Origin of the sequence: Methanopyrus kandleri AV19 (assembly GCF_000007185.1) — an archaeon.
GTDB classification, from domain to species: domain Archaea; phylum JAADCQ01; class Methanopyri; order Methanopyrales; family Methanopyraceae; genus Methanopyrus; species Methanopyrus kandleri.
Window position 1 is genome coordinate 900929 of sequence record NC_003551.1, and the last position, 20394, is coordinate 921322.

Here is a 20394-nt window from a genome sequence, read left to right on the forward strand (position 1 = left end):
TGTTTCTGAAATCTATTCGCGTTGGAGCCGGTGTAGTCCCAGGATTGGCGGTACGATGAGTTCTTCAGAGGATCTCCCAGCGTCGGTCGAACGCGTTCCACTGGAGATGAACGCGACGTCTTCGGGCTTTCCGGATGATCCGCTCGGTTTCTTCGGGCCCCTCGGTCTCGGCCGCGGTGGCCGCACCGTGGACCGCCCAACCGTCGCCGAACAGGGAACCGTCGGGAAGCGGTGTCGCACGGTACCGGGTTGCGAGACTCCAGAGTCGACCGAATGGATAGCGATCGGGTGGGTTACGAGCCACGACGGTGGGAATGCCCTCGGGACCGGTCAGCTCGAGGCCGAGCTCGACGGCCTTCATCACGGTCTCCGGCTCCACGTCGACGAGTAGCACGGCGGCTAGGAGCAGGCGGTGTCGGTACACCAGCATAGCGTGCGGTCGGAGGTCGAGGGTGAGACGGCGCTGGAGGAAGCGATCGAGGAACGTCGCCGCTACCCTTCGAGCTTCCGGCGGCGGTTCCCCCTCGATCCTGTCCCTCCAAACCCGGGAATCACGCCGCAGCAGGATTCGAAACAGGAGGGCTCCCCCCACGGAGCGGTGGACGTTTTAACGTCCGAGGTCACGGGGCGCCGGGGGTGCGTGCGATGTCGCGGGTGGTTCTCGCGTATTCAGGAGGCTTGGATACCTCGGTTTGCATCGAGCTCCTGCGGGAGCGGTACGGGTACGACGAGGTGATCACGGTGACCGCGGACGTGGGTCAGCCGGAGGAGGAGCTGCGGGAGGCGGAGGAGAAGGCACGGAAGCTCGCGGATGAGCACTTCACGGTCGACTGTGTGGACGAGTTCGTGTGTGAGTACTGCTGGCGAGCCGTGAAGGCGAACGCGACGTACGAGGGGTACCCTCTGAGCACGGCGCTGGCCCGACCGCTGATCGCGCAGAAGGTCCTGGAAGTGGCGCGTGATGTGGACGCGGACGCGGTCGCACACGGGTGCACGGGGAAGGGCAACGACCAGTTCCGGTTCGAGTCGTATTTGCGGGCGCACGGCGGTGAGGAGTTCGAGATCGTGGCTCCGGTTCGGGACCTGAACCTCACGCGCGACGAGGAGATCGCGTACGCCGAGGAGCGGGGTATCCCCGTCCCGGTGGACGTCGACAGTCCCTACAGCGTGGACGAGAACCTATGGGGTCGATCGATCGAGGGCGGCGTCCTGGAGGACCCCTCCGAGGAACCGCCGGAGGAGGTCTTCGAGTGGACCGTCAGTCCCGCGGAGGCCCCGGACGAGCCCGAGGTCGTGGAGATCGAGTTCGAGGACGGCGTGCCCGTGGAGGTGGACGGGCGGGACGACCCGGTCGAGATCGTCCGGTACCTGAACGAGACCGCGGGCGAGCACGGCGTGGGTCGCATCGATATCATCGAGGACCGGGTGATCGGGCTGAAGTCACGCGAGGTGTACGAGGCACCGGCGGCGGTGACGCTGCTCGAGGCGCACCGGGCGCTGGAGGCGTTCACCCTGACACGCCGGGAGCTGTCGCTGAAGGCCTCGCTGGAGGAGGAGTGGGCGCGACTCGTCTACGACGGGCTGTGGTTCAACCCCCTGCGCGAGCACCTGGAGGCCTTCTTCGACTCGACGCAGCGGCACGTGGAGGGGACCGTGCGCGTGAAGCTGTTCAAGGGCTCCGCGACCGTGATCTCACGGGAGTCCCCGCGAGCGCTCTACGAGGAGGAGTTGATATCGTACGAAGAAAAGCAGTTCGATCAGCGGACGGCCGAAGGAGCCGTGAAGCTTCACGGACTCCAGGAACGGTTGGCTTTAAGGCGTCGTGGGTGAGGCTCGGCGCGCTCCGTTCCGGTCATCCCCGCGGTCCCCGATGCCGCCTTCCTCATCCGAACGTCACCCGGCGTTACAGGTGCTCCCGTATCCTGTCGTACAGCATCGCGCCCGTCGCGATGAACACCGTCGCGAACACCACCAGGACGGCGATGTCGACGGGGTCCAGGTAACCCAGGAGGGCCGCCTTCCTGGCGGCGTCCCCCATGTAGTACATCGGGTTCACCCGCGCGACCTCGTAGGCCCACTCCGGCATGACGCTGGGTGGCATGAAGATCCCCGACAGGAACATCATCGGGGTCGTCAGCGCCCCGGTGAGCATCTCGGCGACTTCCGACCGACCCGCCAGCGACGCCATCAGCAGGGCGAACCCGATCATGGTGGCGGTGGACAGGATCCCCACACCCAGCAGGAGGAACGGGTGCGGCACCTTCGCGCCCAGGGCGAGCGCCGTCACCAGCACGATCCCGCAGCGGACGGCCCCCCAGAGGCTCATGTTGAGGAACCTGCCTATCACGACGTCCCTGGGCCTTATCGGGGCGGCGAACAGCGCGTAGGTGACGCCGGTCTCTATCTCCTCCATCATGACGCGACCCATGCCGAAGATCGACCCCATGGTGGCCGTCAGCACCACCAGTCCCGGCACCAGGAAGTCGAAGTACTTGAGCCCCTTCACCGGCGCCTCGAAGTCGAACGGGTTCCCGGGCACTCTCGAGATCGGCGGCTGGGGCGCCGGCATCCAGCGGAAGGCGGCCTGGAGGTCGCGCACGACCTTCTTCATCTCCTCCGAGACGCGCTTGACCCAGGCGCGCTGGATGACGCCCCGCACGTAGTTCGATCCCATGGGGTCCGAGGGGTCGTAGTACACGGTGGCCTTATCCGACGGGAACCCCTTCGGAACGTACACGAAGACGACGGCCCTGCCCTCCTTGACCATCGTCTTACCCTCGTCGACGCTCCGGACGTGGACGACGCCCACCCGGTCGTCGGACTTCAGGGCGTCGAGGACGGGGTCGAAATCGGAGCTGTGGCTCAGGACGGCTACGGTCACATGCCTGGGCTTGACGTCGTGGAACGCGCCGTACATCACCAGGATCGTGATCACGGGCATGATCAGAGTGGGCGCGAGCCTCCTGCGGTCCTTGAGCCAGGCCCTCAGATCGCGGACGGCTATCACTCGCCAGGACAAGAGGCGACCCCCTCGTAAGCCTCGAGCACGGAACCGTGACGCTCCATCACCTCGTCGAAGGGCTCGTCGAGCTCCTTGCGACCTTCGAGGAAGATCAGCACCCGGTCGGGTCTCAGCTGCTCGACCTCGTAGACGTCGTGGGAGACGTACAGTACGGTGGTCCCGCGGCGGTGGAACTCCTTCGTCACCCGTATCACGTCCCTACGCGCCATGGGATCGAGCTCGTTCGTGGGTTCGTCCAGGACGAGCACCTCCGGCTCCAGAGCGAGGGTGATGGCGATCGCGGCGCGCTTCCGCATACCGCCGGAGAGCTGCCCCGCCTTCCTGTCCATGAACCGATCCACCTCGAGCATCTCCAGGGGCTCGGGGTCCGGCTCCCGACCGTACAGCTTGGAGTAGAACCGGAGGTTCTCCCGGACGGTCTGCTCGGGGTACAGACCGCCCTGCTGCGGGACGATACCGACCCTGCGCTTGATCTCGGGGTCGGCCGGATCGCCCCCCAGCACCTCGATGCGGCCCGAGGTGGGACGCGTGACACCGCAGACGATCTTGATGAACGTGGACTTACCGGCGCCGTTGGGCCCCAGGATGGCCACCAACTCCCCCGCCTCTATCTCCACGGACACGTCGCGCAGCGCCACGACCTCGCCGTACTCCTTCCTGAGGTCCTCCGCGACGATGGCGGGCGGCATCCTAGATACCCCCGAACCGGCGCCGGTCATTCCTTCAGGAAGGTTTCACACCCTTCACGCCGAGGGAACCGGAGGGTAGCGATGGGGTCACCTCGACGTAGACCGAGGCCGTAAATGCTCACACATCCCACGGCGATATGTCGGGTTTTAGGGCGCGCTACGTCCCGTGCCTCAGCCTCCAGTGTTCGAGTTCTAACCCCACGTCGGGGATCTCGTACCTCCCGTCGAGGGACCTCTTTCTAGAACGGATCACCTTGCGGAGGTGGATCGAGTAGTGGGCGGGCCATCCCCCGAGGGTCCTGATCAAGAACGACTCGAGTCGATCGGGGAGTTCCTCGAGTAGATCCCGGATTCTTGGTGACTCGGAGGGTCTCGCGTTGAAGGCGAGGCTCAGTCCGCGGGCGAGCACCCTTCGAGCCCGTTTGTATGGCAAGTCCGAGACTTCGGCGAGTAGTGTCTTGAGGACCGAGCGGAGGTTCCTCATGAGGTGTCGCGCGAGCTCGAGGACCTCTCCCCGATCCAGTGAGACCAACCACTCGACGAACCGGACGCTCTCGTTCTCGGGCTTACCCAGGTAGAGCGTGCGCCCGTGCTTGAACCGCGAGTCCCTCCGCCAGCGGGCCACGTAGTACGGGCCGCACGTGCTCCCGCCCATCGTCCGGTACGTGACCTCGAGACTGGGCTTCTTCCCACGACGGTAAGCCTCTCGGAGTACTCGGAGTGCCCGGATCCTTTCCACGGGGTCCGAGGGTATCGGGACGTGAGCGTGCGACGTGATCAACCCCGGTACGTAATCCCCCGATGTGCCTCCGAGTTGTATGGAGGCAGGGGTGAAGCGGCACCTCAGGATATAAGTCTTGTCGTCTCCCACGGAGGTTCCCGACTTCTGCCATACAACTTTACTCGCTCGGGAAAGCGACCGGTCGCGGCGGGGCGGTTTAGAACCCCCTCGGAAAAATTACTGCGGGAAACGGTCCGGCAAGCGTCTCCCCCCTACGCGGACGGGAGCTCCACTCCACTTCGTTATAATTGATTTAAACTAGTCAGGAATCTCGACACCGGACTTTCTGTAAGGAAAATAGCACTTCGGGGGAAGAGTAATTGAAAGCTCAAATACCGAAATTTTACGCCTTATGTTACCCACTAATGTATTCGATTTCGGGCTTTATTATAGCTACACTTACCGCCTTAAATGTGGCGATTCCGAGAGTCTTCTGGAGTATACTTTTAAGCTTATATGTGATATCACACGTCGGTATCGTTACGATAATAATCCTTATATCCAAGCTGATATCACCCAGTAGAAAGCGTAAGTTTTACAGAACACTGGCCTTTGTATATGCTGTACTGGGCTTCATTCCACCCTTCGCCTGGCTCCTCGGCGGGTTCGCCTGCCACCGGATTAACCTGGATCTCCGCGAGCGAGGTTGCGCATCGGAGCGACACACGCCCAGGTACGCCGTACTGACGATCTTGACCCTCGGACTCTACCAGTCCTACTGGTGGTACGTAACCACCGAGGACGTCAACCGCTGCCTCCGACGCGAGTAAGATGTTGGCTCGGTCGCGCCGACTCTTTCCCCGGACGATGGACCGTCGGGAGATCGTGGATAAGGCCTATCGCTGTTCCATACAATAGAAACTTCGGACACAGTTGCGGAGGGTCGACGTGGACTGTCGTCGAGTCACCGGCTTCGAGTTCTACTCGTCGATGAGCTCACACCGCGTCTTCCAGTTTCGTTCCCTTACTGAGAAGGTCGCGCTCCCACGACCTCACGTCCGATACACGTTCCGCCCCGGGACACGTCCCGTACGGGGGAGTGTCACCCGCCTCGATGAGCGTCGGTCGGACGGAACACGTACCCCCGGTTTCCACGATCCACCCGTTCGGTCGTACTGTCTACCGCGGGCTGACATTCTCATTGTAACGTTAACGATTCGACCGTTACTTTTCATCGGAAGGGAAACTCTTTTTACCCTTCGAACGGTGGGGCGACGTGCGAACCACTCGGCGGCTAGCCCCCTTCCCACTGGGGGGAGGCAGGTGAGCCGTCGGGTGGTCACCATCCCGGCGCTGATCGTACTCTTCACGGTCTTGGGACCCGTCGCGGCCGGTCCCGTGAACCTGTCCCAGACCAGCGGTGGAGAGCGCGTTATCGTCGCCTTCAACCCCGATGACCCGAACGCGTGGTCCGCAGTCCATCGACACCCTGTAGGACTCGAGCGCGGACCCTGGGCCGGCAACTTCTACGACGCGCGCTGTTTCCCGAACGAGGTTACTACGCACGGTACCAAGTTCGTCTTCGAGAAATCCGGTGGGCTAGTGTACGGACTGAAGGTAGAACCCGGTGATTCGATCACCCTACCCGAACCCGCGAGCGTGGTGTCCGTCGCGTACGCGGCCGTATGCTGGTGGGAAAACGGACAACCCTTCAAGCGCGTCACGCTGATAGTGGAAGACTCACACGGTCGTCAAGCCACCACCAGTCTAACCCTCGCGGACTGGTGCGCCCGCGCGTTCTCACCACACGCCCCAGACCACAACTTCCTCGTTTGCGAGTTCGACCACCGGCTGAGCGTCGAGGAGCGGAAGATACGCTTCTTCATCATTCCCATAGGGATCACCTGGAAGTGGCGCGTTGCAGGTCTGAAGTGCGGCGTATGGGCCTTCCGGTTGAGCGCGAGCGAGCTGGGCCTCCGTGACATCACGAGGATCGAGTTCCGATACGGAGATGGGCACCTGTACATCCTCGCAGTCACCATCACCCCGACCGGACCGTTCGACGACATCGTGGGCGGGCCGAACTGCTCGGGTACCACGGTCGGCCCGGACGGCATGGACGAGGTGGGCTCGTGCTACTGGGAGGGTGAGTGGCCGGCGAGGTTCGGCCACACGACCGTGACCGCGAACGGCGTGCCCTTCCTGATCCCACCCGCGAGCGGCCCGAACGCGCTCCTGGCGAACGGGCGACTGGTCGAGCTCCCGCGACCTGCTCGCACGGTCTGGTTCCTCTACGCGGCCACGAACTGGTGGTTCGGGGATAAGCCGTACGGACCCGTGGACCTCGTCGTGGTGGACGATCGGGGTAGGACCGTCACCGCGCGCGTGCTCCTGGTGGACTGGTGTGCGCACGACGTAGTTCCCAACAACATCGAGGTCCTGGCGTTCAACCACCGCGCGATCCCAGGTGGCCTACAGTCCATACACTGTGGCGTGTGGGCGTTCGAGCTCGATGCGGGCCAGCTCGGTCTCCCGAACATCAAGGCCGTGTACTTCCCGAGCATGGGGCGGCGGAAGGTCTGGATCCTCGGCGCCACCCTGGACGGTCAGCCCGTCGGTCTAGGGGAGCTCAGGCCCCACAGGATCTCACACCCATGGTCCGGGTTCAAGAGGGGTGTCGTGTACCCGGGCGGCGAGACCCTGGACGGGACCTTCCTACTACCCTCGGAATGTAGAAAGGTACAGAGGACGCCGATCGAGGGCCTAGCGGACGGTAACGCCGAGCGGCCTCTCGAACTCGAGGACCGAGGACGGGAGCGTCATCTACGTACCCGTGGGTAACGATATCGTCCCGATCGAGCTCCATACGCGCGCTTTCGACGCGGTTGGAACCCGAATAATCCTGCCCGAGGATAAGCACGTGACTGCCGTGTACGTCCTCTACGCGGCGACCTGCTGGTGGGACAAGGACGGCAACCCCGTGGACGCCGTTCCCATGACGGTGTGTTACGACGACGGCAGCGCGTACTCGACCTCGGTGGGAATCATCGACTGGTGCGCGACGGATCCCCGCGCGTACGACGACGAGAAGCGCAGGGTCGCCGCCGCCTGTGCCGTCCTACCCCAGCTCGAGGCCCACTGGGTGCGGGGAGAACCGCTGGTCTACCAAACACCCACCTTGGTCTTCCCCAAGCGCGTGTTCGCGGACGGGCGGGAGGAGCCGAACACGAAGCGTCCGATCCTGTGGCTGCTCAAGCTCGTGTTCCCACCCGATAAACGACCGACCTGGATCGAGTTCGGGTATCACCCGGGTCACCTCTGGGTTCTAGCGATCACCGTGCGCACGACGGACGGGAAGTACTACGCGTTGGACAAGGACGGTCGCAGGGACCTCGGCGAGCCAGAGCAAAAGGTCGTCCTGGAACCTAACGGTGGCGAACTACTTACCGCAGACACCAGCGGTTCGCTCTTTGGGACTTCCGTCAAGGTGACCGCGGAATGGTGCTGGCCGAAGAACGCACAGGTTGAAGCTCTGAATCTCAAGTTCGAGTGGCCTTTGACAACGACCGCCCTAGGCAGTGCCTTGTCGGTGACCGTCCGCGTACCGTCGGGTCATCTACTCCGCGACGCTATCCCAACTCCCGATGACTGGTACCTTAAATGGCTAAGGGACCAATTGAGGGATGAGATAATCAGATCGGCCGATAACGAGCTCCGCTCGCTGTCCCTTTCTGAGGAGGAAAAGGAGATCGCACGCCGCTGCATCGAGTATAGCGCCAACTTGACCGCCAACACGGCCCGGGGTGACGCGTTCGCCGCCCTCACCCTCGTGGCGCTGTACGACCGGCTGGCCTCGCGGATCGCGGAGAAGCTCGGCGTCCACGTTTATCGAGCCGTCCCAGCGTACGTGACCGTCCTGACCGCCTGGCGGGCCGATCTTTGGGCAATCCTCGAACACGTAAACGAGCGGATATCCAAGCACTCGAAAGTGTTAACGTCGTTAGCGCTTCCGAAGGGATACGACACCCTCAGGCACATTGCCTTCACGCAGTTCCTAATCTATCAACCCACCCTGGGTCTGGAAGTGTACGGACCATCCCTCGAGGCCCGAGCCGTCAACGCGGTACTCTCCCTACTACTCCCGGGTCTCGAGCAGACGATCCTCGAGATCGGCAGGGGAGCCTCGGTAGCCGAAGGAGATCGGGTCGATGTCGATTGGCAGGAAGTCCGGGACAAGCTGGGGAACAATCTGAGAGAAATCGGGATCAAGGATCCCGAAGGTACCGCGCAGGAGATCGTCGAGGCCTTAAAGTACCTGACCGAGTTAGTGAAGTACGAGGACATGGACGAGCGGCTGAAGTCCGCGGGCGTTCAGAGGTACGTCGATCCCTTCCTCGAACGCGTTCCTGTTATCTTCAACCGCACCCCTAGCCTCGAGGCGGCGGTACTATCTTACACGGACGTGGCCACGTGGACGACCACGATCTACACGCTCTTCCCCGTTCCGAGCAAAGGTGCGAGTACTCCCTCCGGTTGCTTCTGCGGTCCAATGACCGATAACCTGAAGAGGTTCTGGAATAGCTTGGCTGACAGCATCTTATACTTCCTAGCTTACCACGCCCTAGGAAACGCCGCTATTTCATTAGCAATTTCGCTTCTCATTGGCGGTGCAATAGGAGAAATAGCAGCCGGCGTGCTGACGCCTGTCATTGTAGCGGCAATTAAGGCCGGGTACTTTAACGATTGGAGTGACTGGAACAAGCTAAAAATGTTCGCAAATGAGACTGCGAGCACTGCCCCCGCCTCCTTTACCGCAAAACTGCAGTGGGCCATCCACTGTTATGGGGGAGGTAGGGCGAAAGCCATAGCGACGACGGTCTCTTTCGCTTTTGCTTACCTATCGAGCGTTTGTACCGGGGCGAAACTGCCGTAGGGGGCTCTCGGGTGGGTGATCCTTGGGAGGAGTTGGAACGCTTCTCAGACCCGGAATTACTCGAATTCTCCAAGCGCCTCGACGTCGAACTCTCCGGAGAAGAGTTGAAAGCCACTAAAAGGCGGGTTGAGCACGTTGAGTCACTGAAAATTAAGTGTATAATAGTCATTCCGATACTCGCTCTTGTAGGGTTAGCTATAAATGGTAAAATGCTTTCCATCCTCGCCAGCATTTATTATGAGTATCCTGCTTACGCGCTAACGCACGCCGCAGCAGTCCTAGCCTGGGATGTCGCCGTTATCTACATGCTCCGACCGGGGTTATACAGGAAGGAAAAGCGCGCGCTCGAGCTCGCCCTACGTGTCAAAAAGCCCGTGCTCGCATATTTTTCACTTTACCACCCCTTGACGGCGCCATTGGCTGGGTTTATCATACTGATATTCTCCTCGTACAAGCCATTACATATCCTATATAAGAACCCTAAAGGAGCTATAATAATGGTGATAGCGTATCATGTTCAGATATTTATACCGTTAATATCATATCTTGTACTTAGACTAACAAGAACCCCTGTAATACTATCATACAGCTTGATAGTGACTAAATTTGCAGTTGGACGACCGGTGGCCGTCGAGAAACTCTGGCAAGAGGCTCGCGAATATCGACCGTTAACGTTACCCCGAGTAGCGTTCATCGGGGTCTCCCTCGCGTCGACCATAGGCATGCTCCTACTCATAGGCTTGGTTAGATTGCTTCACATCGAGTACTCTACCAAGGGTATAGAAACGATCGCCCGAATGGCTCCATTAGTAACGTTAGGAGTGACTCCAATAGTCACTGTCAAAGCGCGTAACTTACTCGCTAGGGTACCACCGACGACAATCGCAGAGGGAATCTTGACAGCCCTCAACGTACTGGCCGCGTTCACGTATACCATCCCCTTTTTCGTGATTCTACTGTATTATTGCCTCCCGTGAAGTTAATACTGGAGACTTCATCACAGTGGACCAACCCCGTGTAACCCGAGTGGGTGATCTTGGGAGGAGTTGGAGCGTTCTTCCGACCCGGAACTCCGATCCCCACGCCGACGTCTGAGCGGCATCCGGTGGATCGGAACCGCGCGTCAACCGAACGGTGTCCGCCAGGAATCCCTCAACGTTCGGTAAGAATGTTTATGCATCAATTACCACAAATACTCTTACTAGTATCACACTATTTATGTATTGTCTACTGGTGATCATCCGATAATAGTAATACAATCGTTCAGGTTTGGTGGAGAGTGTGAAGGACGTTAAAGTGGGGGAATCAGTGTATCCGTAGCCCAGCCCGTTCAACACCAGTTATAACCCCGAACGTGAGGGAACGCGTTCCCGTAGGAACGGGCGGGGAGAGCCCACCGCGATGTCCGTACTCGGTAAGAACGTTCACCCACTATCCATCGGAAGTTGTATTGCTGATATCACATTATCTACGAATCGTCTACGTATGACTATTCGACGATGGTAATACGATCGTTCAAAATTAGCGGCGGGTACGAGGGAGGTTAACCCTGAGAACGCGTACCGGTGAATTAACCGGTTCGATCCCTGTCTTGACGTGCTCCTACGGCGCGTCTCATGTCGTGATTATCGATGGGAGATCCCGGAGGCCGGCGCGGTCACCCGACCCTCCGTTCCAACGCCCTGCGGAACGCCTCCGCCAGCTCCTCCTCGTACCCCACCAGGTACACCGCCCTCACGCTCTCCAGCTCGGGTGCCAGCCTCTCGATGACCTCGACCATGGTCTCCGCGGCGTCCTCGTACGGTACGCCGCCCACTCCCGTGCCCATCCCCGGGAACGCGACCGACTCGACGCCGAGTTCTTCGGCCTTCCGGAGCGCGGCCTCCGTGGCCTCGCGCACGTTCTCGACGCCGATCCTCTGGGCCGGCCGTTCCATGGTGGGGGCGTGGATCACGTACTCGGCGTCGAGATCACCCGCCGTGGTCTCGACGGCCTCTCCGACCGGGATGAGCGCCTTCTCCATCGCCTCCCGCTCGATCTCCTCCCCACCTTTCGCCTTGATGGCCGCCGCTACGCCACCTCCCATGACGCCGCGGCTGTTGGCGGGGTTGACGACGGCGTCGGCGTTGAGCTCGGTTATATCCCCTCTTAAAACGACGACCTTTATATCCTCCAATTCGAACTCGGCGACCCTCTCAAGCTCCATGCGATCCGCCCCCGGGCCTCGGCAACCCCGTCGTCTCCTCACATCTCGGCTGGCACGGTGGTCCCCATCGGCCTCGGGCCCCGTCGTACTCGTCAGCGGGTTTCCTCGGCAGGGACAATGCTCGTCACCGGCCCGGACGCGCCCGGTGATCGGGCGCGCCCTCGAGACGACGTTCTCGCCGGCCCGGTTGGGGGACGGCGGGTCGCCCTTCCCCGGGTTAGGGGACGCCCGTCGGCGGTCCTTCCCGGGTGTGCCCGGCGGCTTGCCCGCCCCCTCATCCCGCCCGGAGCGGGCCGTCGGGGACGGCCTCGACCGGTGTGACCGGGCTACCGACGGGCCGGATCACCGGGGGCGGCGGGGGAGGCCGCCCGATCCTGACCGGCCGTACTCCCGAACCGGTGAACGGCCTTAAACCGTGTTCGGTCCGCGCGCTCCCCGTCCGGGGGAGTGATCGGGTGGATCCTTGGTCGGCGTTGGCCGTCATGATGGGGTGCTTCGTCGGGTTCCACTTCCTCTCGGAACTGCTCGTGGACGCCACGGTCGGCCTCGCCCGGAAATACGGTCTCTCGGAGTCGGTCGCCGGGGCCACCCTCGCGGCGATCGGGACCAGCGCACCCGAGTTCGGCTCCTCGCTGAGCTCGATCCTGCTCGAACACCCGAACGTGGGTGTGGGTACCATCCTCGGATCGGCCGTGTACAACGTCACCGTCATACCCGGGCTCGCGGCGCTCGCCGCGGGCGGTCTGACCCTCGAGCGTGCCGTGTACCGTCGAGACGTCCTCTTCTACCTCCTCGCGCTCGTGGTCGTGCTCGTCAGTCTCTGGGACCGGGTGGTCCTCCGCGTCGAGGCGCTCGCGTGGGTGGCGTTGTACGGGCTCTACGTCCTCCTCATGAGACGGACCGACGAGAGTACCATCGGGGCCGAGGGCGACACCGGCGAGGCCTCGCTGCGGAGCCTCGTCGTCCGGGTATCGGTGGCCGTGGTCGGGATCGCGGCGCTCTCCGACCTGATGGTCCGGGCGACCGTCGACTTCTGCGAGGGGTTCGGTCTGTCCGAGTCGAGGGTGAGCCTGCTCCTGAACGCCGCGGGCACGTCGGTGCCCGACACCCTGGCCTCGGTGCACGCGGCCCGTCGGGGTTTCGGGAGCCTGGCGGTCTCGAACGCCGTCGGGAGCAACACGTTCGACCTCCTCGTCTGTTTGGGGGTTCCACTGTCGCTCGTGTCCCGGACACCGGTCCACGGGGAGTTGGGGGCGACGGTGCTGGCGCTGGTCGGCTGCGTGGTGCTCCTGTACCTGGTCACGGTGGACGGGAAGCTTCGCAACGTGGAGGCGCTGGCGCTGCTGGGGGCGTACGCCGCGTTCGTGGCGTGCTTACTGGTATTATAAGAGAGGAACCTTCGACGTACCCGGGCACTTGAAGACTCCCGGTCCCTAGTAGGCCCACCGGAACCGCGCACCCCTGAGGGTCGGTGCTAACTAATACCCCCCACCTCACGGAGAGGAGGGGTGCGGGGCCCGCGGAACCGATGGGGAGTCGTACCATGTCCGATGGTGCACTCCGCGAGTGGGAGGGGCGAACCTGGGAGGAGGTGGACGGGAAGGTACGGTGTTTGGTGTGCCCGCGGAAGTGCGTGATCCCCGAGGGGGAGCGGGGGTTCTGTCGCGTCCGGGAGAACCGGGACGGCGAGCTCGTCTTGCTGATCCACGGGAAGGTCAGTACGGCGGTCCCGGACCCCATCGAGAAGAAGCCCCTGTTCCACTACAAGCCGGGTACGGACGTGTTCTCCCTGGGCACCGTCGGGTGCAACTTCCGGTGTAGACACTGTCAGAACTGGCAGATCAGCCAGGCGGGGCCGGAGGAGGTCCCGCTGGAGGAGTGGCCCCCGGAGCGGATCGTCGGGGCCGCGAAGCGTACCGGGTGCGAGAGCGTGGCGTTCACCTACAACGAACCGATCATCGGCCTGGAGTACACGCTCGAGACCTTCGAGGCTTGTCGCGAGGAGGGGCTAGGGTGCGTCTACGTGACCAACGGGTTCGCGACGAGACGGACCGCGAAGATACTCGGCGAGGTCCTGGACGCGGCCAACGTCGACCTCAAGGCGTTCACCGAGGACTTCTACCGCGACGTCGCGAAGGCCTGGTTGAAGCCCGTCCTCCGCACGTGCAAGATCTGGAAGGATATGGGCGTACACGTCGAGCTGACCACCTTGGTGATTCCCGGGTACAACGACTCCGAGGAGGAAGCGCGGCGGATCGCACGATGGATACGGAAGGAGTTGGGTCCCGATACCCCGTGGCACGTGAGCAGGTTCCACCCGGACTACAGGATGCTCGACGTGCCGCCGACGCCCGTCGAGACCATCGAGAAGTTCGTCGAGATAGGCTACGAGGAGGGCCTCTACTACGTGTACGCGGGTAACGTTCCGGGCCACAAGTACGAGAACACGTACTGCCCGGAGTGTAAGGAGCCGGTCGTGGTGCGCCGTGGGTTCTCGATAGTGAAGATGCACGTCACCGACGACTTCCACTGCGAGCACTGCGACGCCGAGCTACACTTCGTGACCTGAGTCGGCCAATCGAGGCGTCTTCATCGCCTCTCCGGCTCCAGACGGCCCACACTCGTCATCCTTCCAGTGAGCCTTATCGTCGGGGACCGACTCGGGGGTGTGTGAACGCGTTCCGTGACTCCGGTGGAGGTCGGGGACGCACCGGGCGGAGCGAGTTTAAGGCAGGTACCGGGGCGGCGGTCGGGGTGAGAGCGTGAGGGCTTACCTCGAGCTCGCACGGCCTATCAACTGCGCGATGGCCGCTTTGGGAGTGGTCGTGGGTGAACTGATCGCGGGAGCCAGGCTCGACGTCGGGGCGGTCCTCGCGCCGGTGGTCGCCGCGGTCGTGTGTGCGGGAGGGAACGCCATCAACGACTACTTCGACGCCGAGGTCGACGCCGTGAACAGGCCGGATAGGCCGATCCCGAGCGGTAGGGTGTCCCCACGGTCGGCCCGGATGTTCGCCCTCGGCTGCTTCGCCGTCGGGGTCGGGATGGCCACCGTAATCAACCGGATGTGTCTGGCGATCGCCGCCCTGAACTCCGTTCTACTCTACCTGTACTCGTGGCGCCTGAAGGGGACTCCCTTGATCGGGAACGTCATGGTCTCCTACCTGGTGGGATCCTGCTTCCTGTTCGGAGCCGCGGTGGGTCAGCGGCCGGCGCCCGCGGTGTGGCTCTTCTTACTGGCTTTCCTGGCGAACCTGGTGCGCGAGATCCTCAAGGACCTGGAGGACGTCGAGGGGGACGCGGCGCTCGGTCTCAAGACGCTCCCGATCGCGTACGGCGAGGGGGTCGCCCTCCGGGTGGCGACGGTGTTCGCGATCGCGCTGGCCGTCCTCACGCCGCTACCCTACCTGGACGGTGTCGTCGGGTGGCCGTATCTGGTCCTGGCCCTACCCGCCGCCGCGGTCATACTCCTGGCCTCGGTCCTAGCGGTCGCCGGGAGCTGGGACGCGGGTAAGGCGCAGCGGGTGGTCAAGGTGGGGATGCTGCTGGGGCTGCTGGCCTTCCTGGCGTCACTCCTCTAGATCCTCGAACCTGTCCTCGAGCTTCTTCAGTACGTCCGGTAGCGTCGTGTACTCCAGCTCCTCCTCGGACAGCAGGTGCGGCTGGAACGGTCCGTGTCTCCGGATGTAGTCCGCCACCTCGTTCGCGATCTCCCTCGCCCGGTCGAACGCGGGGTCCGCGAACAGGTCCTGCGGGCCGACCAGCTCTCCGTTCCTCAGCTGGAACCCGAGCGCTATGATCCTTGGTGGACCGTCGAACCTCGTCGGGTGCGCCTCCTCCTCCGATACGGGCATCAGCGGACCGTTGTGGCTACCCCTCATCCATCCGGCCACGAGGTGCGGGAACGTGAACGGTTCGAGCACCTCGCCGACGGCGGGGAACCCGCTCTGGCACCGCACGATGGCGACCGGGTCGTCCTTACCCACGTACTCGCCAGCGATCAGGTTCAGCCGCTCCGTGCTCGTCACGGCCGCGATGCGCTCGGCCTCGTCCCCGTCTCCCTTCTTGTACACGCGCTTGATCGCGTAGCGCTGGGTCTGACCGATCAGGGCGAGCAGATCGTACATCTCCTCGGGACACTTCAGGATGACCTTCTTCTGGTCGATAACGTCGTGAACCTCGAACTCGAACCCGTCGTGCATGCTCGGATCCAGCACCAGACCGGCCGTGTTGTTCGGGTCCGCGAAGATCCGGAACAGGGGCAGGTTGAACGCGCTCGGCTCGGTCTTGTCGCAGCAGAACACGATGATCGGCTCGCTCGGACGCTCCACCAGCTCCATCTCCGCCGCGCCGGGACCGAGCCCGCGCACGTTACCGCTGAACGCGTCGGACAGCAGGTCCTGACCGGCGCCGTACAGCTTCAGGTCCTCCGCGACCTTCGTGGCCTCCTGGAACGCGTTCCACGCGAGCTCGTGCACCTTCTCGTCGTCCTCACCACGCGTGTGCGTCATGATGAGGTCGATATCGTCACCGCACCGCGTCACGTAGTAATCGATGATCACCTCATCCACGGCATCTTCGAGGACTCCCTCACAGGCCTCCAGAAGATCCGGGTGAACCTCCGAGTGACCCGGGAAACCTCCCACGTCCGCCTTGATCACGCTCACGGTGACCTTCTCCTCGGCCACCGAAACCACCCCCTACCGACCGGCCATCACCCGTATTAAAAGGGGCTTCGGTCACTCACTCGCCCTGCAACCGCATGATAGCTTCCGCGAGGTCCCCACCGGTCTCTTCGAGTGCCTTCCTAGCCTCCTCCTCGGAGACCCCGGCCTGCTCCGCGACCAACTTCACGTCCTCGTCCGTGAACGGCTCCTCCTCCGGCTTCTCCCGCTTCGCCTTCCCGGCCACCTGGTAGAACTCCTGGTTCATGATCTTCATCCGGATGACCTGTGGCTTCTCGAAGACGAGCTTCGAACCGTCCTTGAGGTGGATCTCCACCCGTTCCACGCCGCTGATAGGTTCCTGCTCCATGCCCATCTCACGCATGAGTCTCTGCAACTTCCTTGGGTCGATCTTGCCGCCTGGGAACAATTCCCGTCCCCCTCCCTCCCCGGGCGAATCCGGCGATAAAAGGATTAACTAGAGGCCTCGACGCACGCGGACCGCGACCCCGTGCTCGAAGTACTCGACCTCCCACCCCGAGAGCCTCATCTTGCCCACCGCCAGCAGCTCGTCGTCCTCCGAAACCACTAGGCACTCGTCCCCCGGTCGAAGCTCCTCCCAGCCTCGAAGGGCGTACTCGCAGAAGAGGTCGCGACCCCTCCTCACGGCCTCGACCCACTCGTCCGCACAGACCACGCGGTGCTCGGGAGGCTCCGTGGCGGCGTGTAAGCGTCGAGCTCCCTCCGGGGCCAGCGAGACCAGACCGTCCGAGGCCCTCACGGTGCACAACCTTTTCCCGTCCACGAACACCTCGCGCGGGCGACCTCGGCGTACTCGCACCTTCACCTCGCCGTCGAGCATCGCGTCCGCGGCCTCACGCCCGAACTGGTACGCCAGGATCCCACGCACGATCTCCACGTAGCGGCTCATGGGGGAACCCACCCGTTGGATCCGGACGTCCTCCTGAGGCACGCCGAGGAGATCTCCGACGCCTGTGTCGTTTACGCCCTCGAGGGAGAACTCGTCGAGATCGAGGCTTCCAACGGGGAACTCCGGAAGGCCGACTCCGACCGCGTCCGCACTTACGCCGTCCGTGTTCTCAAGGAAGGCTCGTGGGGAGTCGCCTCCGGTCCCGACCCCGAGCGGGATCTCGTTGAGCGGGCTCTGCGGTCCACCGGTGAGGGTTCCGCGGAGATCCCTGAGGAGGTCCCGGCCGCCGAGGGATCGTACCGGTGGGAAGGGAAGCTCTCTCCGCTCGACTCCCTCGACGAGGCCGCCGAGCTGGCGGTGGAGTTATCACGTGAGGTGTCGTACGACTGCGAGATCACGTACTCCGCCGGCTCCGTCCGGTACACGATCACATCCACCTGGGGATCCGAGTGCGAGGTCCGACTCGACTGCGTGAACTTCGGGGTTAAAGTCAGCGGTAAAGGGACCGCGGGTAGGGAGGAGTACACGGAGCGGGACGGGGCTAATTGCGCGGGTTTGGAGCTGTTCTTGGAGCGGGCGGAGGAGGTCAGGGACGAAGCGGTCCGGAGGCTCGAGGATTTGTTGGAGGCGGAACCCGGTCCGGAGCGTGCGGAGTCGGTGATCACGGACCCCGAACTCCTCGGCGTGATAGTCCACGAGGCCTTCGGACACGCCGTCGAAGGTGACCTCGTCGCGCGCGGAGAATCGGTGCTTCAGGATTGGGTTGGAGAGCGGGTTGCCTCCGAAATCGTGACCGTGGTGGACGACCCCACCGAGCGCGGTGCGTTCGGTTCTTACCCCTTCGACGACGAGGGAGTCGAGCCCAGGCGAACCGTCCTCGTGGAGGAAGGTGTGCTGCGAGGCTACCTCACCGACCTGACCTCGGCCGCGGAACTCGACCTTGAGGTCACCGGAAACGGCCGTTTGGAATCGATCGGTGACCACGTGCAGGTCCGAATGAGCGTAACGTACGTCGAGCCCGGGGACGCGTCGCGGGAAGAACTGTTCGAGGAGGCGGGTGACGGTGCCGTCTATCTCCTGGGATCGAAAGGAGGTCAGACCGATACGGCCACCGGGAACTTCCAGTTCTCCGCCAAGCTCGGGTACGTGGTGGAAGAGGGTGAACCATCGCGTCCCGTCCGCGACGTGGGTTTGACGGGTGAGACCTTGGAGTTCATGAAGAGAGTCCGGATGCTCTCTGACGAGCTCAGGCTCCATCCGGGGTACTGTGGCAAGGGCGGCCAGTTGGTGCCCGTGTCCGACGGTGGGCCACACGCGCTCGTGGACGGCCCCTTCCACCTTAGATCGGGGTGATGGCGTTGGATGACCCGCTGTCCCAGTTCGAACCCGGCCGGGCGGTCCTCCTCGAGGTGGAGACCGAGCGGGTCGAAGTGGAACGCACCCACGACACGGGTGACCGCGGACGGGTCTCCGCCGATCGTACTATCGTCGTCCGCGTGTCGACCGATGGGGGACTCGGTGTGGCGACGGTGGCCGACCCCGGAGAAGTCGACACGGCGGTCGAGCGCGCACTCGCATCGGCCGAGATGGGGACATCCGAGCCCGTCGAGTATCCCGATTCCGTCGATCCCGCACGTGTGAGCTCGTGCGATCCTTCCGCGGTCGACGAGGACGAGTTGTGGGACCTCCTCGAGGCGGTCGTGAACGAGGTGTCTGACGACGTGACCATCACCTCGGTCTCGGTCACCGGTGTCCGTCGTCGTGTGATCTTCAGGACTCCTTCGGACCAGGCCGAGCGTGAGGAGTCTTCCGTCACCGTGAGTTTGGACGTCATAGGCGAGTTCTCCGGGTTCGCTTGGGATACCGCCGTCGGTCCACGGGACATCGATCCGGAGCTCCTCGCCCGAGAAGCCTCGGAGATGGCCTCCGAGGCACCGAAGGAGCGGGTAAGCGGTGGCGAGCTCGCCGTCGCCTTCCACCCACGGGCGTTCTCGGAACTCCTCACTTACGTGCTGATACCGGCTCTCTCCGGGCTCGAGGTACTGAAAGGTACCAGCGGGTTCGATCGGGGGGATATCGGTCGTAAGGTCGGACCTGAGAGCCTGCGCGTCGTGAACGATCCGACACTCGACCGTCGGCCCGGTTCCTACGCATTCGACGACGAGGGTAGTACTCCGAAGCGTATGGAGCTGATCTCCGATGGAATCTTGCGGTCTTTCTACACCGACCTCTACTCTTCCAGGCGGCTGGGAATGGAGTCTACGGGGAGTGGATTGGGGATCAGGCGCCCGGAGCCGTCGCCAGCGAATGTTATCGTCCAAGGTGACGCCTCCGAGGAGGAGGTCCTGGAAGAGGCGGACCTTATCGTATACAGGACACTCGGCGCACACACGGCGAGTAAGGTGAGCGGACGCTTCTCGGTGACCGCACTGTGGGCGGAGACCGTGGAAGGAAGGGCGGTGCCGGTATCGGTTCGGGGCAACCTGTACTCGTCCCTGAGGGACGCCTTGATATCCGAGGAGACCGAGCGCACGGGTGTCGTTGAACCACCGTACGCGCTGCTACGATGCCGGGTGGGGTGAGTGATCACTGTCAATCTTGACGGTACCGTACGAAGAATCCAATTCACTTAACTACCGGAACCCCGCCAACAATTCTCCTATGCCTACCGCCGGTTACCGGCACCGGAATAGTAACTCCGCGGGGGTTTTAGTGACCGGGGGGGGGCGAATGGGGACGTGTAGCCCGTACCGCGTGTACACCCTTCCGAAAGCCTTCGAGCGCTTTTATGAACCTCGGTGGGGGAAATTCACTCGACGAAATGACCGGTGGTACTTCGGCACCCTTGAATTGGATCCGCTGACGGAAGACGATGTGGAGTTACGGGAAATAACCCTTATGGTCCCCATCGCCGAGGCCAATTTGATCAGTAACCACAAGTTCCGGAACAGGAAGAGGGACGCGGCCTACGCCTCGTATCTGGTAGGGTCGTCATCGACGGATGTGGACGACGTCATCCCGGTGACGGTCAGAATCCCGTGGCCCAAGGACGTGAAGGCGCCACGTGAGATGCCGTTGGTACCGGGGACGCTCACGCACCATCGCAGGTTCTGCTTCACGGTTCCTAACCCGCCGGAAACTAGGAAGCTTTCCGAGAAAACGCTCGTCACGGCGGCGCTGCTCAGGACGCTGTCACACGAGCTCGATCTGACGTCAGCCATCCGCTACTGA

General features: G+C 62.9%; 19 protein-coding genes. 11 read left to right on the forward strand and 8 right to left on the reverse strand.

All coding sequences use genetic code 11. The features are described from left to right. Positions 1 to 64: 64 nt before the first annotated feature. Complete coding sequence (locus MK_RS04990) at positions 65 to 592, reverse strand: hypothetical protein (RefSeq protein ID WP_148679645.1); 528 nt, start codon at positions 590 to 592, stop codon at positions 65 to 67. A 53-nt stretch (positions 593 to 645) separates the two neighbouring features. Here MK_RS04990 and MK_RS04995 point away from each other — a divergent pair, with 53 nt between their 5' ends. Continuing rightward, entirely contained in the window at positions 646 to 1830 is a 1185-nt protein-coding gene (locus MK_RS04995; protein WP_011019310.1) for an argininosuccinate synthase, read from the forward strand. A gap of 73 nt (positions 1831 to 1903) precedes the next feature. On the opposite strand, the gene MK_RS05000 is transcribed toward MK_RS04995, so the two are convergent. From MK_RS05000 to MK_RS05010, 3 genes are all read right to left on the reverse strand, one after another. Continuing rightward, positions 1904 to 3019, reverse strand: a complete 1116-nt coding sequence (locus MK_RS05000) for an ABC transporter permease (RefSeq protein WP_011019311.1) — start codon at positions 3017 to 3019, stop codon at positions 1904 to 1906. Beyond that, positions 3004 to 3711 carry an ABC transporter ATP-binding protein gene (locus tag MK_RS05005; RefSeq protein ID WP_011019312.1) on the reverse strand — a complete coding sequence of 236 codons (708 nt, stop codon included), beginning with the start codon at positions 3709 to 3711 and terminating at the stop codon, positions 3004 to 3006. Before MK_RS05005 ends, MK_RS05000 begins: the two co-directional genes overlap by 16 nt. 157 nt (positions 3712 to 3868) lie before the next feature. Beyond that, positions 3869 to 4492, reverse strand: coding sequence for a DUF1678 family protein (locus MK_RS05010; RefSeq protein WP_011019313.1), 624 nt, complete (start codon positions 4490 to 4492; stop codon positions 3869 to 3871). 458 nt (positions 4493 to 4950) lie between these two features. On the opposite strand from MK_RS05010, the gene MK_RS05015 reads away from it, so the two are divergent. The 4 genes from MK_RS05015 to MK_RS05030 all read left to right on the forward strand — a co-directional run bounded on the left by MK_RS05015 (position 4951) and on the right by MK_RS05030 (position 10342). Next, a complete protein-coding gene (locus MK_RS05015; RefSeq protein WP_011019314.1) occupies positions 4951 to 5262 on the forward strand; it encodes a DUF4234 domain-containing protein in 312 nt (103 codons plus the stop codon). 493 nt (positions 5263 to 5755) lie between these two features. Then, positions 5756 to 7273: a hypothetical protein gene (locus tag MK_RS05020; RefSeq protein WP_148679648.1), complete on the forward strand. Its 1518-nt coding sequence runs from the start codon at positions 5756 to 5758 to the stop codon at positions 7271 to 7273. A 79-nt stretch (positions 7274 to 7352) separates the two neighbouring features. Further along, a complete protein-coding gene (locus MK_RS05025) occupies positions 7353 to 9365 on the forward strand; it encodes a hypothetical protein (protein ID WP_148679649.1) in 2013 nt (670 codons plus the stop codon). Positions 9366 to 9376: 11 nt separating this feature from the next. Beyond that, positions 9377 to 10342 (forward strand): hypothetical protein, encoded by a 966-nt coding sequence (locus MK_RS05030; RefSeq protein ID WP_148679650.1) that lies wholly within the window; start codon positions 9377 to 9379, stop codon positions 10340 to 10342. 680 nt (positions 10343 to 11022) lie between these two features. Here the strand turns inward: MK_RS05030 and MK_RS05035 are convergent. Continuing rightward, the gene (locus tag MK_RS05035; RefSeq protein WP_011019318.1) at positions 11023 to 11571 is read right to left on the reverse strand and encodes a macro domain-containing protein; all 549 of its coding nucleotides are present in this window, start codon (positions 11569 to 11571) and stop codon (positions 11023 to 11025) included. A gap of 455 nt (positions 11572 to 12026) precedes the next feature. On the opposite strand from MK_RS05035, the gene MK_RS05040 reads away from it, so the two are divergent. The 3 genes from MK_RS05040 to MK_RS05050 all read left to right on the forward strand — a co-directional run bounded on the left by MK_RS05040 (position 12027) and on the right by MK_RS05050 (position 15149). After that, on the forward strand, positions 12027 to 12959 hold the full coding sequence (locus tag MK_RS05040) for a calcium/sodium antiporter (protein ID WP_148679651.1): 933 nt from the start codon (positions 12027 to 12029) through the stop codon (positions 12957 to 12959). Between the two features lie 155 nt (positions 12960 to 13114). Next, on the forward strand, positions 13115 to 14140 hold the full coding sequence (amrS, locus tag MK_RS05045) for an AmmeMemoRadiSam system radical SAM enzyme (protein ID WP_148679652.1): 1026 nt from the start codon (positions 13115 to 13117) through the stop codon (positions 14138 to 14140). Between the two features lie 193 nt (positions 14141 to 14333). Beyond that, positions 14334 to 15149, forward strand: coding sequence for a geranylgeranylglycerol-phosphate geranylgeranyltransferase (locus tag MK_RS05050; RefSeq protein WP_011019321.1), 816 nt, complete (start codon positions 14334 to 14336; stop codon positions 15147 to 15149). Here MK_RS05050 and fbp read toward each other — a convergent pair. From fbp to MK_RS05065, 3 genes are read right to left on the reverse strand one after another with little or no spacing between them, the layout of a single operon-like run. Next, a complete protein-coding gene (fbp, locus tag MK_RS05055; RefSeq protein ID WP_148679653.1) occupies positions 15138 to 16256 on the reverse strand; it encodes a fructose-1,6-bisphosphate aldolase/phosphatase in 1119 nt (372 codons plus the stop codon). The genes MK_RS05050 and fbp overlap by 12 nt on opposite strands. A 55-nt stretch (positions 16257 to 16311) precedes the next feature. Beyond that, positions 16312 to 16662 carry a nascent polypeptide-associated complex protein gene (locus MK_RS05060; protein ID WP_011019323.1) on the reverse strand — a complete coding sequence of 117 codons (351 nt, stop codon included), beginning with the start codon at positions 16660 to 16662 and terminating at the stop codon, positions 16312 to 16314. A gap of 48 nt (positions 16663 to 16710) precedes the next feature. Further along, entirely contained in the window at positions 16711 to 17163 is a 453-nt protein-coding gene (locus MK_RS05065) for a PUA domain-containing protein (protein WP_011019324.1), read from the reverse strand. Between the two features lie 15 nt (positions 17164 to 17178). Here MK_RS05065 and MK_RS05070 point away from each other — a divergent pair, with 15 nt between their 5' ends. From MK_RS05070 to MK_RS05080, 3 genes are all read left to right on the forward strand, one after another. Continuing rightward, positions 17179 to 18516 carry a TldD/PmbA family protein gene (locus MK_RS05070; RefSeq protein WP_011019325.1) on the forward strand — a complete coding sequence of 446 codons (1338 nt, stop codon included), beginning with the start codon at positions 17179 to 17181 and terminating at the stop codon, positions 18514 to 18516. Positions 18517 to 18521: 5 nt separating this feature from the next. Continuing rightward, the gene (locus MK_RS05075; RefSeq protein WP_158295942.1) at positions 18522 to 19745 is read left to right on the forward strand and encodes a TldD/PmbA family protein; all 1224 of its coding nucleotides are present in this window, start codon (positions 18522 to 18524) and stop codon (positions 19743 to 19745) included. A 268-nt stretch (positions 19746 to 20013) separates the two neighbouring features. Then, positions 20014 to 20394 (forward strand): hypothetical protein, encoded by a 381-nt coding sequence (locus MK_RS05080; protein WP_011019327.1) that lies wholly within the window; start codon positions 20014 to 20016, stop codon positions 20392 to 20394.

Excerpts from the sequence above, each read along its gene's own strand:
- MK_RS05035 (WP_011019318.1), bottom strand. The coding sequence starts at position 11,571 with ATGGAGCTTGAGAGGGTCGCCGAGTTCGAATTGGAGGATATAAAGGTC.
- MK_RS05005 (WP_011019312.1), bottom strand. The coding sequence starts at position 3,711 with ATGCCGCCCGCCATCGTCGCGGAGGACCTCAGGAAGGAGTACGGCGAG.
- MK_RS05065 (WP_011019324.1), bottom strand. The coding sequence starts at position 17,163 with ATGAGCCGCTACGTGGAGATCGTGCGTGGGATCCTGGCGTACCAGTTC.
- amrS (WP_148679652.1), top strand. The coding sequence starts at position 13,115 with ATGTCCGATGGTGCACTCCGCGAGTGGGAGGGGCGAACCTGGGAGGAG.
- MK_RS04995 (WP_011019310.1), top strand. The coding sequence starts at position 646 with ATGTCGCGGGTGGTTCTCGCGTATTCAGGAGGCTTGGATACCTCGGTT.